Annotated in this window: 15 protein-coding genes and 1 pseudogene; 6 read left to right on the top strand and 10 right to left on the bottom strand. The window is 62.4% G+C overall.

The genetic code is table 11. The annotated features are described in order from the left end of the window. The first annotated feature begins 524 nt into the window (after positions 1-524). A complete protein-coding gene (gene polA / locus VGP39_RS14185) occupies positions 525-3,611 on the top strand; it encodes a DNA polymerase I (protein ID WP_327568735.1) in 3,087 nt (1,028 codons plus the stop codon). A gap of 98 nt (positions 3,612-3,709) precedes the next feature. On the opposite strand, the gene VGP39_RS14180 is transcribed toward polA, so the two are convergent. The 10 genes and pseudogenes from VGP39_RS14180 to VGP39_RS14135 all read right to left on the bottom strand — a co-directional run bounded on the left by VGP39_RS14180 (position 3,710) and on the right by VGP39_RS14135 (position 12,205). Next, positions 3,710-4,696 carry a hypothetical protein gene (locus tag VGP39_RS14180; protein ID WP_327568734.1) on the bottom strand — a complete coding sequence of 329 codons (987 nt, stop codon included), beginning with the start codon at positions 4,694-4,696 and terminating at the stop codon, positions 3,710-3,712. Beyond that, complete coding sequence (locus VGP39_RS14175) at positions 4,693-5,490, bottom strand: creatininase family protein (RefSeq protein ID WP_327568733.1); 798 nt, start codon at positions 5,488-5,490, stop codon at positions 4,693-4,695. Before VGP39_RS14175 ends, VGP39_RS14180 begins: the two co-directional genes overlap by 4 nt. Before the next feature lie 11 nt (positions 5,491-5,501). Beyond that, the gene (locus tag VGP39_RS14170) at positions 5,502-6,287 is read right to left on the bottom strand and encodes a DNA-binding domain-containing protein (protein ID WP_327568732.1); all 786 of its coding nucleotides are present in this window, start codon (positions 6,285-6,287) and stop codon (positions 5,502-5,504) included. After that, positions 6,284-7,183: a DUF692 domain-containing protein gene (locus tag VGP39_RS14165; protein WP_327568731.1), complete on the bottom strand. Its 900-nt coding sequence runs from the start codon at positions 7,181-7,183 to the stop codon at positions 6,284-6,286. The genes VGP39_RS14170 and VGP39_RS14165 overlap by 4 nt, the downstream gene beginning before the upstream one ends. A gap of 107 nt (positions 7,184-7,290) precedes the next feature. Beyond that, on the bottom strand, positions 7,291-7,548 hold the full coding sequence (locus VGP39_RS14160; protein ID WP_327568730.1) for a hypothetical protein: 258 nt from the start codon (positions 7,546-7,548) through the stop codon (positions 7,291-7,293). A gap of 181 nt (positions 7,549-7,729) precedes the next feature. Beyond that, positions 7,730-7,993, bottom strand: coding sequence for a hypothetical protein (locus VGP39_RS14155; RefSeq protein ID WP_327568729.1), 264 nt, complete (start codon positions 7,991-7,993; stop codon positions 7,730-7,732). A 298-nt stretch (positions 7,994-8,291) separates the two neighbouring features. Continuing rightward, positions 8,292-10,157, bottom strand: coding sequence for a thioredoxin domain-containing protein (locus VGP39_RS14150; RefSeq protein ID WP_327568728.1), 1,866 nt, complete (start codon positions 10,155-10,157; stop codon positions 8,292-8,294). Positions 10,158-10,276: 119 nt separating this feature from the next. Further along, positions 10,277-10,741, bottom strand: coding sequence for a DoxX family protein (locus VGP39_RS14145; RefSeq protein WP_327568727.1), 465 nt, complete (start codon positions 10,739-10,741; stop codon positions 10,277-10,279). Positions 10,742-10,823: 82 nt separating this feature from the next. Next, positions 10,824-10,970 (bottom strand): annotated as a pseudogene (locus VGP39_RS14140) (cytochrome c biogenesis protein CcdA); the annotation flags it as partial. Between the two features lie 23 nt (positions 10,971-10,993). Next, complete coding sequence (locus tag VGP39_RS14135; RefSeq protein WP_327568726.1) at positions 10,994-12,205, bottom strand: DNA recombination protein RmuC; 1,212 nt, start codon at positions 12,203-12,205, stop codon at positions 10,994-10,996. Positions 12,206-12,366: 161 nt separating this feature from the next. Here VGP39_RS14135 and def point away from each other — a divergent pair, with 161 nt between their 5' ends. From def to truA, 5 genes are read left to right on the top strand one after another with little or no spacing between them, the layout of a single operon-like run. Then, a complete protein-coding gene (gene def / locus VGP39_RS14130; protein WP_327568725.1) occupies positions 12,367-12,894 on the top strand; it encodes a peptide deformylase in 528 nt (175 codons plus the stop codon). Positions 12,895-12,952: 58 nt separating this feature from the next. After that, entirely contained in the window at positions 12,953-13,198 is a 246-nt protein-coding gene (locus tag VGP39_RS14125; protein ID WP_327568724.1) for a hypothetical protein, read from the top strand. Beyond that, positions 13,195-13,626: a type II toxin-antitoxin system VapC family toxin gene (locus tag VGP39_RS14120; protein WP_327568723.1), complete on the top strand. Its 432-nt coding sequence runs from the start codon at positions 13,195-13,197 to the stop codon at positions 13,624-13,626. Before VGP39_RS14125 ends, VGP39_RS14120 begins: the two co-directional genes overlap by 4 nt. Before the next feature lie 18 nt (positions 13,627-13,644). Beyond that, positions 13,645-14,583, top strand: a complete 939-nt coding sequence (gene fmt / locus VGP39_RS14115; RefSeq protein WP_327568722.1) for a methionyl-tRNA formyltransferase — start codon at positions 13,645-13,647, stop codon at positions 14,581-14,583. Then, positions 14,583-15,320 (top strand): tRNA pseudouridine(38-40) synthase TruA, encoded by a 738-nt coding sequence (gene truA, locus VGP39_RS14110; protein WP_327568721.1) that lies wholly within the window; start codon positions 14,583-14,585, stop codon positions 15,318-15,320. Before fmt ends, truA begins: the two co-directional genes overlap by 1 nt. Positions 15,321-16,274: the final 954 nt, after the last annotated feature.

Below are 16,274 nucleotides of genomic sequence, written 5' to 3'. Positions count from 1 at the left end.
CTCTCGGGGTCTGCCACCGAAGCTGGCTGGACGGGGACAGGCAGCGGCGCGAAATCGCCGTGCGCCAAGTCCCCGGAAGCGCGGACCAGGGCTACTACGCCGTGACGGAACGTCGAGAGGCGTTGCCGTGTGCCTCTGATTCCCGGCGATCCGGGAATCAAGCCGCGGCTGTTACCAAGGTGCGCCTTTCGGCGTTCCGCCTCCCTCTCTTATCGAGAGAGCGAGGTTCTCCGAACCTCCCATTCACGCGAAGGGATTTGCGGGCGGCGATGACGCTTGCCCCGAGGAAGGAGCGATGTGAAATGCGTGGTCGCATCCAACACACTTCGTCATACGCGGGCTTGACCCGCGTATCCATCACTCTTCACAAGAGTCTTTCGAGGAGGATGGATTGCCGGGTCGAGCCCGGCAATGACGATGGGGAAGACGTGGATGGCCGGGTCAGCCCGGCCATGACGAAAAACTAGCGCACATCTGCAGTTCACAGGCTGTGAATCTCGTCAAAAATCCTTAAATTGTCGCCCATGCCGAAATCCTCGCCAAAGCCCGCCGCGGAACCCGCCGCCGCTAAATCCGCCGCCACAAAACCCGTTGCCGTGAAAGCCCCGGGCAAAGGCGACCACATCTTCCTGGTCGACGGTTCCTCCTATATTTTCCGCGCCTATCACGCGCTGCCGCCGCTCAACCGCAAGTCGGACGGGCTGCAGGTCAACGCCGTGCTCGGCTTCTGCAACATGCTGTGGAAGCTCTTGCGCGACATGCCGGAGGACAACCGGCCGACGCATCTGGCCATCATCTTCGACAAGTCCGAAGTCACCTTCCGCAACAAGCTGTATCCCGACTACAAGGCGCACCGGCCGCCCGCGCCGGACGATTTGATCCCGCAATTCCCGCTGATCCGCGAGGCGGTGCGTGCGTTCGACCTGCCCTGCCTCGAGCAGGCCGGTTTCGAGGCCGACGACCTGATCGCGACCTATGTGCGGATCGCCTGCGAGCGCGGCGCCAGCGCCACCATCGTCTCCTCGGACAAGGACCTGATGCAGCTGGTGAACGACTGCGTCACCATGTACGACACCATGAAGGACCGCCGCCTCGGCATTGCCGAGGTGATCGAAAAATTCGGCGTGCCGCCGGACAAGGTGGTCGAAGTTCAGGCGCTGGCCGGCGATTCGACCGACAACGTGCCCGGCGTGCCCGGCATCGGCGTCAAGACCGCGGCGCAGCTGATCGTCGAATATGGCGACCTCGAAACGCTGCTCAAGCGCGCCGGCGAAATAAAGCAGCCGAAGCGGCGCGAGGCGCTGATCGAACACGCCGAGAAGGCGCGCATCTCGCGGCAGCTGGTGCTGCTCGACGACAAGGTGGCGCTCGACGTGCCGCTGGACGAACTCGCGGTGCACGAGCCCGATGCGCGCAAGCTGATCGCGTTTCTGAAGGCGATGGAATTTTCCACGCTGACGCGGCGCGTCGCGGAATATGCGCAGGTCGATCCGTCGGATATCGACGCCGCGACGGATTTGAAAAGCCCGTTTGCATCAGGTGGAATGCCGCCGGATTCGCCGTCCACGGCATCGTTAGGGGGCGAACCCGATGATGCGGCGAAGGGCACCAATCTGTTTTCAGGCCGCGCCGGCGAGCTTCCCCTCGGTGATCAGAAGCGCCCGCAAGCTCCGGCGAAAGCTGACCGCGGCGCGGTCATCGCGCTGACGCCGCAGGCGCTTGCGGCGGCGCGGGCGGAAGCCGCGCGCCACACGAAAATCGATCGCGGCAAATACCAGACCGTCCGCACACTCGCCGAATTGAATGCCTGGATCGCGCGGGTCCACGACGTCGGCCATGTCGCCATCGACGCCAAGGCGACCTCGATCGATCCGATGCAGGCGGAGATGTGCGGCATCGCGCTGGCGCTCGGACCCAACGAGGCCTGCTATATCCCGCTCAGCCACAAGCAATCCGGCGATGGCGCAGGCCTGTTCGCCGCCGGCCTTGCGCCGGATCAGATCAAGGCTTCCGACGCGCTGGACGCATTGCGTCCGCTGCTGGAGCAGGCTGGGCTGCTCAAGATCGGCTTCAACATCAAATTCAACGCGGTGATGTTCGCGCAGCACGGCATTACCATCCGCAACCATGACGACGTGCAGCTGATGTCCTATGCGCTGGATGCCGGGCGCAACTCGCACGGGCTCGATGCGCTTAGCGAGAGCCGGCTCGGCCACGCCGTGCTGAGCCATGGCGAGGTCACCGGCAGCGGCAAGAACAAGCTCAGTTTTGATCAGGTCGCCATCGACAGGGCTACCGCGTACTCCGCCGAGGATGCCGATGTCATCCTGAGGCTGTGGCGGGTCTTAAAGCCGCGTCTGGTCGCCGAGCGGATGACCGCGGTGTATGAGACGCTGGAGCGGCCGCTGGTCGGCGTGCTCGGGCGGATGGAACGGCGCGGCATCTCGATCGACCGCCAGGTGCTCTCAAAGCTGTCAGCCGATTTCGCGCAGACCGCGGCAAGGGTCGAAGCGGAGATCCAGGAGATCGCCGGCGAGCCGGTCAATGTCGGCAGCCCGAAGCAGATCGGCGACATCATCTTCGGCAGGATGGGTTTGCCCGGCGGCAGCAAGACCAAGACCGGCGCGTGGTCCACCACCGCGCAGGTGCTCGATGAACTCGCCGAGCAGGGCCACGACTTTCCGAAAAAGATCCTGGAATGGCGGCAGGTCTCGAAACTGAAATCGACCTATACCGACGCACTGCCGACCTATGTGCATCCGCAGACCCAGCGCGTCCACACCACCTACGCGCTGGCGGCCACCACCACCGGGCGGCTGTCGTCGAACGAGCCCAATTTGCAGAACATTCCGGTGCGCACCGAGGACGGCCGAAAAATCCGCCGCGCCTTCATCGCAACAGCGGGCCACAAGCTGGTGTCGGCGGATTATTCGCAGATCGAATTGCGGCTCTTGGCGGAGATCGCCGATATTCCCGTGCTGAAGCAGGCGTTCCAGGACAAGCTCGACATTCACGCCATGACGGCGTCGGAAATGTTTGGCGTGCCGGTGAAAGACATGCCAAGCGAGGTGCGCCGCCGCGCCAAGGCGATTAATTTCGGCATCATCTACGGCATCTCGGCGTTCGGGCTCGCCAACCAGCTCGGCATCGCGCGCGAGGAAGCCTCCGCCTACATCAAGAAGTACTTTGAGCGTTTTCCCGGCATCCGCGCCTACATGGACGAGACGCGCGATTTCTGCCGCAAGCACGGCTATGTCGAGACGCTGTTCGGCCGCAAGTGCCACTACCCCGACATCAAGGCCAGCAACGCCTCGGTGCGCTCCTTCAACGAACGCGCCGCCATCAACGCGCGGCTGCAGGGCACCGCGGCCGACATCATCCGCCGCGCCATGATCCGGATGGAGGATGCGCTGGCGGCGAAGAAACTCTCGGCGCAGATGCTGCTGCAGGTGCACGACGAGCTGATCTTCGAGGTGCCGGACGACGAGGTGGCGGCGACGCTGCCGGTGGTGCAGCACACCATGCAGGACGCGCCGTTCCCCGCCGTGCTGCTGTCGGTGCCGCTGCAGGTCGACGCACGCGCGGCGAATAACTGGGACGAGGCGCATTAGCAGCTCATCGTCATGCCCGGCCTTGTGCCGGGCATCCACGTCTTATCGTCCGTGGAAGCAAGACGTGGATGGCCGGGACAAGCCCGGCCACGACGGATTTACCGTGGCGCCTTCGTAATCGCAGCCCTTATCGCGGCAAGCGGCGCGGCGTCATCGAAATCGATGCCGCCGTCGCGAAGCCGCAGACCCAGATCGCGCCACAAGCTGTCGAGATCGGGCGTCACCGGCTTCGACCCCCATTCATCGTGCAACTTCGTCAGCAGGTCTACGCCGACCGCCCTGTCCGCCGTCGTAAGAATGCGCTCGATCGGCCAGTCAATCTCGTGACTGCCGCCGGCGGCGATTACGCCGCGCATGGCGTCCTGCAGGCCCATTCGATTGTTCGTCGCTTTCCGAATCCCGACATCCGCGTAAAGGCAAAACATCGCGCCGCCCCAATATTTCCGTCCCCAGGTCGATGTGTTGTCGAGGCCCCGGTCGCCGGCTTGCGGCAGGCCTTTCGGCATATCCCGCATCATCGCAAGCCATATCTCTTTGGCGCTGAGGTCGCCGGCCTGTACCCGCGCCACCGGCTCGACATAGACGGCCAATCCTTCCGACAGCCAGGCGTAGCGGTCCTCCATGTCGGGCAGCGCCAGATGCACCATTTCGTGCACCATGACCCAGTCGCGCTTGAGATCGTCCATGCCGGCGTCGCGGCCGAGCGGAACCCGTATCGCCGCGCCGCGATAACCCCACGTCGTTCCGCCGCGCACCCGCGTGCCCTCGACCGGCACGAACAGCAGCCGCAGCGACTTCACCGGAAACCGGCCGTAATAAGTCGACACGGCTTTCGCCGAGGTCGCGACCCATTCGAGGATTTTCTCCTTCGGCAATGCGAACTCGCCCGCGCCGAACGCCACATGGATCACGCCGGAGGGGACGTCGAGATCGGTCTTCGGCATCCGGTCGAACGCGTCGTAGGGCATGCGATCGCCGCGCATCAATTCCGGTTGCGCGCGGGTTGGCGTCGCAAACGCGCCGGCCAGCAACATCGCCGCAACAGCGGACAAGGCGACGAGCCGGAATGCGCGGGCCTGTCTCATGGCGGCGCGCTTCGATGGCTTCGATGAGTGCTCTCGGTGCTCGCGGTGGCCCTTGCGGCAAGGAAGGCCGAGGCCTGCTCAACCATGTCGTCGACCATCGCCGCGAGCAGGATTTCGCCCTTGGCGCGGGTTGCCAATGTCGGATCGCCAAAGCTGCCGGAGCGGCTGTAATTGGGCGAGGTGGGGTCCGACGGCGTCAGCGGGCCGGGCGTCTCATGCCGCAGCGGCGGGCTTGCTTCCGCCCGTGCCATGTCGACCAGATGCGGCGCCAGCACCAGCATGTGCGAGGTCTCGAGTTCGTCGGCGTGGCTGCCGTGGCTTTGCCCGGCAAGTTGTGCGGCGGCGCGGCGATAGCGCGGGCCGTCATGAATCTTCAGATGCAGTGCGTCGGGACTGCCGAGCCGCGCCAGCGCCCGATCGACCGGCTCCAGCGTGCTGATGCCGGTATCGAGCACGAACAACGCGCGGCAGCCATAGCCGATGATTCCAGCAGCGATCTCCCGGATCAGGGATTCGAACGTGGGCCCAGACAGGCTCGCGCTGCCAGCGTAGTCGACAAAGGCCGGATAATATCCGTAGCTGACCGTCGGCCAGATCACGCCATCGATGCGGTCGACGATCCTGGCTGCAAGCCATTCGGCCTGAATCCGATCGGCATTCATCGGCAGATGAAACCCGTGCTGCTTGGCGCCGGCTCCAACAGGCAGGACAGCGGCGGCGCCGTTGTCGATGCGCTTCGCGACCCCGTCCCAGGTCAGGTGCTCGATGAAATTCCGGTCGGATGCCGTGCTCACGCGCCGACCTCTCAATCGTCGCTGGAAACACCAGTCAGCAGTCCCGATGTGACCCAGCCATGAAGATAGCCGGCGCCGCGCGCGGCCGCGCCATCGGGATCGTCGTAGGTCGCCAGCATCGAGCAGAGCACGCCGAACGGAATGCCGTTCGCCGCCTCGTCCCACATCATTGCTTCTTCGGCGCCCAACTCGCGGAACATCGGCGTCACGTCCTGACGCCAGATCAAGAGACGGCCCGGCTCATCCAGCACGACCGCGTCGGGCGGCGTCTCGTCGTTCTTGAGCGCCAGCCAGACGGCCGCGGCATTGGTGGAAACGTCGAGCCGGCATGACGTGGGATGGGGCTGGAATTTGAGCGTGTTCCAGAGCTCCGGCGCAAAGCCGGCCATATCGGCCAGCGCCAGCACCGGCGCGTCGGCGGCGTCGAACGCGTCGTTCAGGGTTTTTTCAAGCGCCGCGAGATCGGCGAGAATCGGAAGATCGCTATAGGGCGCGGTGGATTTCAGGAAATCCGGCAGGCCCTGCGAAAACCAGCGCAGGTTCGGATGATGCGACGGGCGCGCGGCCACATAGGCGTATCCCATCGCGTCGAACATCTCGTCGCCGAGATAGCTGTGAAGCAGACCGTGATCGTTGCGCAGGGCATCGACCAGCCGCGAACCGTAAGCGTGCCGGTAAACCCCGTAGAGGACCTCGCGTTTCGCCCTAGGACTGTCGAGGATCTCGGCGAGGATGGAATCATCGCCGCTCAGGATGCCGCGCTGAAAATCATCCTGCTGCCGCGCGAATTCGCTCATCCGGCATGCCGCGGTAGTATTTTCGCGGCCATCTCGCGCGCCTGATCGACCTCGGCGACGAGCTCGTCGAGCGGCGGAATGTTGTCGTCGCGCTCGATCATGGTCGAGACACGGCCGAAGCGCTTCAACGCCGCGGCGTAGAGGTCCCAGACGTCGTCGCACACCGGATGATCGTGGGTGTCGATGATATGGGTGCCCATGTGGCTGTGGCCGGCCATGTGGAACTGCACCACGCGGTCCGCCGGAATGCCTTCAAGGAAGGTGGTGGGATCATAACCGTGATTGAACGCACTGACGTAGACGTTGTTGACGTCGAACAGCAGCCAGCAGCCGGAGCGGCGCGACAGCTCGGTGAGAAATTCCCACTCCGTCATCTCGCAATTGCTGAACTGCACATAGGTCGAGACGTTCTCCAGCACGATGGCGCGGCCAAGATAATCCTGCACCAGCTGCACGCGGCCGACCACATGATCGAGCGCTTCGCGCGTATAGGGGATCGGCAGCAAATCGTGCACGTTCTTGCCGTGCACGCCGGTCCAGCACAGATGATCCGAAACCCATTTCGGTTCGACGCGGCTGGCGAGGTCGCGCAGGGCGCGTAGATAGTCGAAATCAGGCGGTGCGGTCGAGGCGATCGACAGCGAAACCCCGTGCATCACCACCGGGTAGCGCTCGCGGATCCGGTCGAGAACGCGGAGCGGCTGGCCGCCCGGCAGCATGTAATTCTCGCTGATGACCTCGAACCAGTCGATCGGCGGATGGCCTTCGAGAATCTCGTCGTAGTGCTGCGCGCGCAGCCCCAGTCCAAAACCGAGAAACGGCGGCTTGGCCGGCCGCTGCTGGCGGTCCGCAAGCGGCGCCGCCGCGGGCAGTGGCGATTTGCTTACGACGTTCATTCGCTCTCCGCTCGCAGGCTGCCGGAAACCCGGCTCCGTCGATCGATCCTATCACGAAGATCCGGGCCCGGCGCATGGCCGGGCCCATCAACTCTGCAGACGATCGGTCAGGACGGTGTGAACTTGCCCTTGGCGGCCGCGCACTGCTCCTTGGTCATGGCCGAAAAGCCCTGGCCCTTGCAAGCGTTCTGCCCTTTGCAGGCACTCGCTCCGCCCTTGCAGGCGCTCTGGCCCTTGCAGGCGTTCGCGCCGACACATTTTCCTTCACCAGCTGCGTACGCAACCGTGGACATGGTGGCGCCGGCCAGGAACAGGGTGGCAGCGGCTGCGGCGATCGCGGCGCCGGACTTAGAAGCAACCTTCATGGGAATCCTCCAACGGGTTAAGGAATGCACCGGGCTTCGGCTATAGGTTCGCCGAGGCTCTGCATCCCAAGGAGCTACGCACGCGAACGGGTTTGGTTACACCGCGGGTCAAAATATTATCGCACCTAACAGAAAAGGGCCCGGCAGCGCATGCCGGACCCTGCTGGATCATGACGATGAATCAGGACTTGACGAACTTGCCACCCATGCCCGTGCACTGTTTCTCGGACATCTGGGAGAAGCCCTGGCCCTTGCAGGCGTTCAGGCCCTTGCAGGCATTCGCGGCGCTCTTGCAGGCGCTCTGACCCTTGCAGGCATTGCCGGCCATGCACTTGCCGCCGGCGGCGTAAGCAGTCGTCGATACGGTCGAAATAGTTGCACCGGCGAGGAACAGGGTAGCGGCGGCTGCTGCGAGCGTAGCACCTGATTTGGAATCCAACTTCATGACGATCTCCTTGGTGACTGTTTGATACCTAAAATGCGATGCCGTCGTTCACAGAACCGCACTACGAAAAGCCCGGATGCATGTTCAAGTCGCGAGGGATGCCGCGCTCCCTGAAGATCCCATCCAGAACTAGCTACGGGCATCGAGCGATTTGGTTACAGCGGTTGCCAAAGAAAGTTTCTTTTTTTGATCTCGACTGCCCGTCTATGCCTAACACCGACCGGTAAAGAGTATTTCTTTATGCGGCAAAGAAAAGCCCTCGTTTGCCGCGGTCAGGAAACTCTGACTCTTCAAAGCATTAGAGGCCGGCACGCGCGGTGCGTACCGGCATTTTGCACTGCAACCGACAATAGCTTGGCTGCTTGCGCTTATGCGAAGCCGCGCGCGCGGGCTTCAGTTTTGCCATTTGTTTCACCGTCGCTGCAAGTTCTTGGGCATTGAACGACGGGTACGAGCAGATCCGGTCGCTGCAGGCGAACGCCGCAGGTTCGCCGAGATCGGGATATTCGACATCGGGATTGGGCAGCTTGCCTTCGCGCAGATCCAGCCATTCGAGCCGCTTGTAGCGCGCCGGAAACGCCCGCGCCGTCGTATGCAAGGCCTGAGCGCGCGGATCGTCCTTGTGGCCGACGATGGTCATATGCGTCGGTTCGACCGCGAGTTCCTCATCGGCGAGAAGTACGCCTGGCATCGGCCGCGCCACCTCGGCTGAGACGCCGGTCAGGTAACGCATCGCATGCGCCGCGTGGTCCTTGTAGACGTCGTTGCCGAAATAGCGGTTCAGCAGGTTCATGAAGCGGGCAACCTGGATGTGGTCGTCGGTGTGTTTCGGAGGCCTGGCGAACACGCCAACCTTGCCTTCGCTGGTCTTCGACGAGAAGAATCCGCCGGCCTCATCCCTGAAACTTGTCCCGATGAAATCGCCGGCCTTGCCGGCTTCGGTCAGCCAGTCGCGGTTGCCGGTGGCGGCATAGAGATCGAGAAACGCCTGTCCCATCGCGAGACTGTCGCCGAGGAACGGACCACCGCGATCCTTGTCGCCATGACGGAATCCGCCGCCTGACATGGCGCGGTTGGCGTTGACCCATTTCGCGGCGCGTTCGGCCATCGCCAGCACTTTTGCGTCGGCGGTGACGTTGTATAAAGCGGTCAAACCGCTGATTGCCCAGCCGTTCTCGCGTGCGTAGAGGTTCTTGTCGATGCGCGGCATGCCAAGCTTGCGGCGGCCGGCGTCGTCCAGCGCGTAATATTTGTGGCCATCGGTATCGTGGTCCAAATCAGCGTCGTGGCTGACATAGAAGGCACCGTCGGGGCTGGTCAAAAATCCCGCGAGATAGCATTCGATGCTGCGCGCGGCGGTGAGATATGTCTCGTCGTTCCAGAGCGCGTAGGCCTGGCTGTATTGCCTTAAGTATTGCGCCTGAAACGACATGATCTTCTCGAAGTGCGGCTTGTTCCAGCTTCCGCCTTCGGAATACTGGAATACACCGCCCCATACCGGATCGATCAGCGCGATCGCGGCGTCGAAGGTCTGCCGCGCGCGCTTGGCCGCGATTTCGTCGCCGGCCTCGGCGCGGGTCATCGCGTAATCCATGCTGTCGGAATCGATGTATTTCTGGCTGTCGCCCCAGCCGCCGATACGGCCTTCGTAGGACTGATCGACGTTCTGGACGAGTTCGGCGCGCCGGTCGCTGGTCAAGAAAACCGACGCGGACGGCCTGATTTCAAAGGCTTCGCCGACCGAGGGGCCCGGCGAGGGATCGTCGATAATCGCCTTCAGCAAGGCCTGCATCCGGGCCGGCTCGATATAGCCCCGGATCTTGACGATCTCAGTGCCATCGGGGCCGAACACGATGGTCGCCGGCCAGCCCCAGTCGCCGTAACGGCTGGAAAGATCGGGATTGGCGTCCTGGTCCACTCTGACCGGAATGTATTTCGACGCCAGCAGCTCCGCGACCTCGGGGTCGGCGTAGGTGGTCTTTTCCATCACATGGCACCAATGGCACCACACCGCTTCGAGGTCGAGAATGACGAAGCGCTGCTCGGCGCTCGCGCGAGAAAACAGCTCATCGTCCCAGCCGCTCCATTGGATCGGTTCGGCTGCGAACGAAGGAGACATTGCGAAAGTGGCGACGGCGAAAGCCAGAGCGCGGACGAATTTCATAACGTCTCCCGGAAAGTCATGGGCTTGTCGGTCAGGAGAGCTACGCTGGCGGGCAAAATGCGGCTCAGTATTTCCGCTTTGTCACGGAAACGTGAGGCTGCGGTTGCGTCCCGTGCCGATTACTTCGGCGCGTCCTCGTTTCCGGTCGTGCGCAGCAGCAGCCGATCCAGCGAGACGGCGCCGGGACCGACAATCGCGAGCCAGAGAAACGCCGCGAAGTAAGTCATTTCCTCGAAGCCCAGCAGCGTTTCCAGTGAATCGATGTTTTCCCATTTCGCCGACTTGATAGCGACCAGCATCACCACCGCCAGCATCGCCGCCGGAATCCGGGTGAACAGGCCGAGGATGAGCAGGATGCCGCCGAAGAATTCCACACCGGAGACAAAGGGGGTCAGGATGTTCGGAAACGGGATGCCCCATTCGGTAAAATTCTGGATCATCTGCGGCAGGTTATTAAGCTTGCCCCAGCCGGTCAGCATGAACACGTAGCCGACCACCAGCCGCATCACCAGTGGCCCGGCCCAGGCGAAATGGGACGCGATCCGCGCCGGCAGAATAACCAGAAGATTGACGATGAAATCCATGAAAGCCCCCCTGATCAATTGTTGAAGTGCACGTGATGCGGCGCGGGAGTTTCGTCTCTACAGGCCTTGTTGTTACGCGTTGTCAGCCGAAATTTTGCAGCGCGGGAAACGTCTCGAGCAGCCAGATGCTGATGCTGGACATGCTGCCGATGAGAAAGCCGACCCCGGTCAGCACCATCAATACACCCATTGCGCGCTCGACGCTGGCAAGATGCCGCTTCAGCCGCGCACCGCGTCCCGGGACACGAGCGACTATTCCCCGGCCTGCAGCTTGCGCGGCAATGGCGGAAATAGCCCCGGGCCACCCGATTTGACGATCCGCGGCGTCTCGGCGGGCGCGTCGGTCTTGCTGAAGTCGAGTTCCTCGATCCGGCCGGCACGCTTTTCGATCTTGTCGGCGGAAATCAAAATCTGACGAACGTCCTCATTGGCCTGTCCAAAATGGTTTTGCAGCTTCAATACGCGATCGCGCAAGCGGCCGAGATCGTCGCCGAGATGCATCACCTCGGTGCGGATCTGATCGGCGGCATCGCGCATCCGCGCGTCTTTCAGAATCTGCTGCATCACCTGGATCGCCAGCATCAACAGCGACGGCGACACCAGCACGACGCGGGCGCGATAGGCTTTCTGAATCACGTCGTCGAAACCATCGTGGATTTCGGCATACACAGATTCCGACGGCACGAACATCAGCGCGGTATCCTGGGTCTCGCCGGGGATCAAATATTTCTCGGCGATGTCGCTGACATGCTTCATCACGTCGGCGCGGAGCCGCTGGGTGGCGAACTTCTTCTCATCGTCTGATCGCGCGTCGTGCAACGCCGTCATCGCCTCCAGAGGGAATTTAGCGTCGATGCAGAGCGGACGCTGATCGGGAAGAAACACCACGCAATCCGGCCGCTTGCCCGTGGAGAGCGTGTGCTGGAACGCATAAGCGTCCTTCGGCATGCCGTCCTGGACGATGGCCTCCATCCGCGCCTGTCCGAACGCGCCGCGCGACTGCTTGTTGGCGAGCACGTCGCGCAAGGTCGTCACCTGCGAGGTGAGGTCGGTGAGATTCTTGTGCGCGTTGTCGATGATGCCGAGGCGCTCGTGCAGCACGCGCAAGGAGTCCATGGTGTTGCGCGTGGTCTGCTCCATCGACTGGCCGACGCGGTGGGTCACCGAATCCAGCCGCTCGGTAACCGCGCGCGCCATTTCCGCCTGGCGTCCGGCAAGGTGCTGCCCCATGGCATCGACGCGGCCGGTGGCCTCGGACTGCGCCCGCATCATCTCAGAGAGGCGCTCCTCCAACTCGTCGGCGCGAATCGCCTGCGCCATCGCCAGCGCGGCGCCGCGGCTGCCGGAGCGCGCGATCACGACCGCGATGGCCAGCAGCAGGATGAGCGCCAGCGCGCCGAAGCCGATCAGCGCGGCACCCGTGGTGACCGGCGCGTCGCCGATCATGAGAAGGATATCGTTCATTGCGCCGTTGTAGCCGATTCGGACGGCAATGCGAACGAAGAGGGAACATTTATGGTGAACAGACAGCTAATTTTTATGGTTAAATTTCATGGTTAAGGCCGGGTTAAGCCCGCCGTGCGGGCGCATTGACCCCGCCAGACCAGCAGATTAAATCGCCCGCCATGGCTATTCGCGAAATAATCATCCTTCCAGACAAGCAGTTGCGGCTCGTTTCCAAACCCGTCGAGAAAGTCACGACGGAGCTGCGCAAGCTCGCCGACGACATGTTCGAGACCATGTACGCCGCCCCCGGAATCGGGCTTGCGGCGATCCAGGTCGCGCAGCCGATCCGGCTGATCACCATGGACCTCGCCAAGAGGGAAGACGACGGCGAGAGCAAGCCACGGCCGCGCGTCTTCATCAATCCGGAGATTCTGTCGTCGTCGGAGGAATTGTCAACGTACGAGGAAGGCTGCCTGTCGATCCCGGAATATTACGAGGAGGTGGAACGGCCGGCGCGGGTGCGCGTGCGTTTCACCGATCTCGACGGCAAGGTGCACGAGGAAGACGCCGAGGGCCTGTACGCCACCTGCATCCAGCACGAGATCGATCATCTCAACGGCGTGCTGTTCGTGGATTATCTCTCCAAGCTGAAGCGCGACCGCGTGCTAAAGAAATTTGCAAAGGCCGCGAAACGGGCGGCGGAGTAGACGATCCTATTGATCGCAAGGTAGATGTTTGATATCATGATATCAAACGGAGGCGAGCATGACCGATCTTCTTATTCGCGACATCGATCCTGACCTCAAGCTTCTCGTTGAGCAGCGAGCGCGCACTCACAACCGAAATCTTTCTGAAGAGGCCAAGGCGCTCATTCGAGCCGGACTGAGCGTTCCGGAAGACAGGCGCAAGATGGGAACGTGGATGAGAAGCCTGGTGCTGCCGGAAGATCGCGGCGACGATCTCGTCTTCGAAGTTCCCGGTCCTGGGTCGCCCCCTCCTGATTTCGAATGATGCTGCTCGATACGAACGTCGTATCCGAGATTTGGCGCGAAAGTCCAAATCCGTCCGTCATGGCGTGGCTCGATTCTCAACCGGAGCAGCATCTGTTTGTTTGCACGCCCGTGGTGGCCGAACTGCGCTATGGTGTCGAGCGGTTGCACGACGGAAGGCGCAAAGATCGCTTGAGGTCGGCTTTTGAAACGCTTTTCACGAATGGGTATCGTGGCCGCATTCTCTCATTTGACGTTGAATCGGCAATTTGTTTCGGGCGTCTCCGTGCCGACCGGGATCGTATCGGATGTCCCGTCGAACCCATTGACGCCATGATCGCAGCCATCGCACTTGCAAACCGGATGGCACTCGTGACGCGTAACATTGAGGATTTTTCTAACATCGGGCTCGATCTGATCGATCCATTCTCGGCCGACATCGGCCGATAGCACCAACCGGGACATTGCATGCCTCTCCGCCTCATTTTTATGGGCACGCCGGAATTTGCTGTGCCGACGCTGCGTGCGCTGGCAGAGCATGGTCATCAGATCGTGGCGGTTTATACACGCGCTGCAAAGCGTTCGGGACGCGGCATGAAGCTACAACCCACTCCGGTGGAGAAGGAGGCGCGGCGGCTCGAGATTCCCGTGCTGATGCCGACGACATTGATGACGCCGGAAGCCGAAGCCGCCTTTCGCGCACACGATGCGGATGCCGCTGTCGTCGTCGCCTACGGCATGATCCTGCCGCAAGCCATTCTCGATGCGCCGAAACTCGGCTGCTTCAACCTGCATGCCTCTTTGTTGCCGCGCTGGCGCGGCGCTGCGCCGATCAACCGCGCCATCATGGCGGGCGATACCGAGAGCGGCGTGATGGTAATGAAGATGGATGTTGGGCTCGACACCGGCGATGTCGCCATGGCCGAACGGATCGCGATATCGGATGCCATGACCGCGGGCGATCTTCATGACGTGCTCGCGCCGCTCGGAGCCGATCTGATGGTCCGCGCGATGGGCGCGTTGGAAAGCGGCAAATTGCAGTTCACCAAACAAGGCGATATTGGTGCGACCTACGCTTCCAAGATTGAGAAAGCGGAGACGCGGATCGACTGGACGAAGTCGGTGCGTGAAGTGCTTCGTCATATTCACGGGCTGTCTCCATCTCCAGGCGCTTGGTTCGAACTGGTCATTGAAGGCGAACCGGTCCGCATCAAGATCTTGCGCTGCGAGGTCGATAACGGCTTGGGCGTACCGAACGTCTTCCAAGATGATAAATTTACATTCGCCTGCCGGGACGGTGCGATCAATATACTCGAACTGCAGCGTGCCGGCAGGCAGCCGATGAGGGCGAGTGAGTTCATGCGCGGCCTGCCTCCACAATGGCAACCGCCTGAAGAAATAGTTTGATGCTCCGCTACAAGCTCACCATCGAATATGACGGCGCGCCGTTCTCCGGTTGGCAGATTCAGGAGAACGGTCCGTCGGTGCAGGGCGCGCTGGAGACGGCGGTCAAGGCGATCTGCGGCGAGCATGTCCGCGTAAACGGCGCGGGCCGCACCGACGCCGGGGTGCACGCGTTGGCGCAGGTGGCGCATTGCGACATCGCAAAGCACTTTGCGCCGGGCCGGCTGCGCGACGGGTTGAACGCGCATCTGCGTCCGCATCCGATCGGCGTGCTCGCCGCGGAGATCGTGCCGGAAACTTTTGAGGCGCGGTTTTCCGCGATCCGCCGGCATTATTTGTATCGCATCGTCAATCGCCGCGCCAACCTCGCGATCGACGCCGGCCATGTGTGGCGCGTGCCGAAGCTGCTCGATACAAGCGCGATGCACGATGCGGCGCAAAGACTGATCGGCAAGCATGATTTCACGACGTTCCGCGATGCCGAATGCCAGGCAAAATCGCCGGAGAAAACCCTCGACCAGCTCGACGTTGTGCGCGATGGCGATAAAGTGAACGTTGTCGCCTCGGCGCGCTCGTTCCTACACAGCCAGGTGCGCTCTATGGTCGGCTCGCTGGTGTGGGTCGGCGAGGGGCGCTGGAGCGCCGACGATCTCGCAGGCGCGCTAGCTGCTCGCAGCCGCGCCGCCTGCGGGCCGGTCGCGCCTCCTGACGGGCTTTATCTGGTACGGGTGGATTATTGACTCTCCACTCGTCATTGCCGGGCTTGACCCGGCAATGCATCTGCGTCGAAAGAATTTTGCTGGGATTGATGGATACGCGGGCCTTCGCTTCGGCCCCGCAGGCGAGTCAAGCCCGCGTATGATGCAGATATGTTTCGGCGTCGTTCTCAAATTCTGATTCCGAGATTCAAACAGCCAAGCTTCCGCATTCTCGCGGCGCAATGCGTCCGAGGTTTGCCAGTCCCTCGCGAACCCAAGCGAGGGGGTGGAGCGGCGGGAGGCGCCAGGGCACCAGCGGGCACCCCTTGAGGCGGGATTAACGTACCCACCTCGCGCGGCAAGGCACCGCGCGCGCCCAGTGACGTAGGGCGCGGCGCCTCCCGGCGCTCCACCTTGGCCACCAGCCTGTCGACCGCTCCGGGGCGCCCCGGTCCGGCCAGCTCTCGCTCTGTCCGCTGAGGGAGCGCTTCTAGAAAGCGCTCCCTCATCGAACAGGACCCGAGCAGGATAAGGGAGGTTTTGGGGTGTTGGATAGGTATACATTCACAATTTCGTGAACGGCGATCTTTTCACTTTTGTTCCCCGGACGCAGCGCAGCGCCGCGCGTCCGTACAACATAATTTTCGTCATGCCCGGGCTTGACCCGCCTGCGCGGCCGAAGCCCGCTTCGGCGAGGCGAAGGCCCGCGCATCCATCGCCACACATTCACCCGTCATCCACGCGCAACGGCTACGCCGTTGTCACGGGAGCAGCCGCGCGCTTGCGCGGCGTCTCGAAGGATGGCCGCAAGCGCTCGTGGCCATCCTTCGAGGCTCGCCGCGACCGCGGCGAGAACCTCAGAGTCTGATTCAAAATAAGTGACTCAAATCATTGGAGTTCGAGACACGGAAAGTCAGCCCACTTTCAGATGCGACTTGTTGAAACCCGTTGGAGCATCGCAATAACTGCAGATTTGCCTGAGGTCAGATCCCCGCA

The organism is Bradyrhizobium sp., assembly GCF_036009065.1.
Taxonomy (GTDB): Bacteria; Pseudomonadota; Alphaproteobacteria; order Rhizobiales; family Xanthobacteraceae; genus Bradyrhizobium.
Note: the sequence above shows the minus strand (reverse complement) of the source record. Positions and strands in the feature narration are given on the sequence as shown.

Excerpts from the sequence above, each read along its gene's own strand:
- polA (WP_327568735.1), top strand. The coding sequence starts at position 525 with ATGCCGAAATCCTCGCCAAAGCCCGCCGCGGAACCCGCCGCCGCTAAA.
- VGP39_RS14180 (WP_327568734.1), bottom strand. The coding sequence starts at position 4,696 with ATGAGACAGGCCCGCGCATTCCGGCTCGTCGCCTTGTCCGCTGTTGCG.
- VGP39_RS14170 (WP_327568732.1), bottom strand. The coding sequence starts at position 6,287 with ATGAGCGAATTCGCGCGGCAGCAGGATGATTTTCAGCGCGGCATCCTG.
- VGP39_RS14165 (WP_327568731.1), bottom strand. The coding sequence starts at position 7,183 with ATGAACGTCGTAAGCAAATCGCCACTGCCCGCGGCGGCGCCGCTTGCG.
- VGP39_RS14160 (WP_327568730.1), bottom strand. The coding sequence starts at position 7,548 with ATGAAGGTTGCTTCTAAGTCCGGCGCCGCGATCGCCGCAGCCGCTGCC.
- VGP39_RS14155 (WP_327568729.1), bottom strand. The coding sequence starts at position 7,993 with ATGAAGTTGGATTCCAAATCAGGTGCTACGCTCGCAGCAGCCGCCGCT.
- VGP39_RS14150 (WP_327568728.1), bottom strand. The coding sequence starts at position 10,157 with ATGAAATTCGTCCGCGCTCTGGCTTTCGCCGTCGCCACTTTCGCAATG.
- VGP39_RS14145 (WP_327568727.1), bottom strand. The coding sequence starts at position 10,741 with ATGGATTTCATCGTCAATCTTCTGGTTATTCTGCCGGCGCGGATCGCG.
- VGP39_RS14135 (WP_327568726.1), bottom strand. The coding sequence starts at position 12,205 with ATGAACGATATCCTTCTCATGATCGGCGACGCGCCGGTCACCACGGGT.
- def (WP_327568725.1), top strand. The coding sequence starts at position 12,367 with ATGGCTATTCGCGAAATAATCATCCTTCCAGACAAGCAGTTGCGGCTC.
- VGP39_RS14125 (WP_327568724.1), top strand. The coding sequence starts at position 12,953 with ATGACCGATCTTCTTATTCGCGACATCGATCCTGACCTCAAGCTTCTC.
- VGP39_RS14120 (WP_327568723.1), top strand. The coding sequence starts at position 13,195 with ATGATGCTGCTCGATACGAACGTCGTATCCGAGATTTGGCGCGAAAGT.
- fmt (WP_327568722.1), top strand. The coding sequence starts at position 13,645 with ATGCCTCTCCGCCTCATTTTTATGGGCACGCCGGAATTTGCTGTGCCG.
- truA (WP_327568721.1), top strand. The coding sequence starts at position 14,583 with ATGCTCCGCTACAAGCTCACCATCGAATATGACGGCGCGCCGTTCTCC.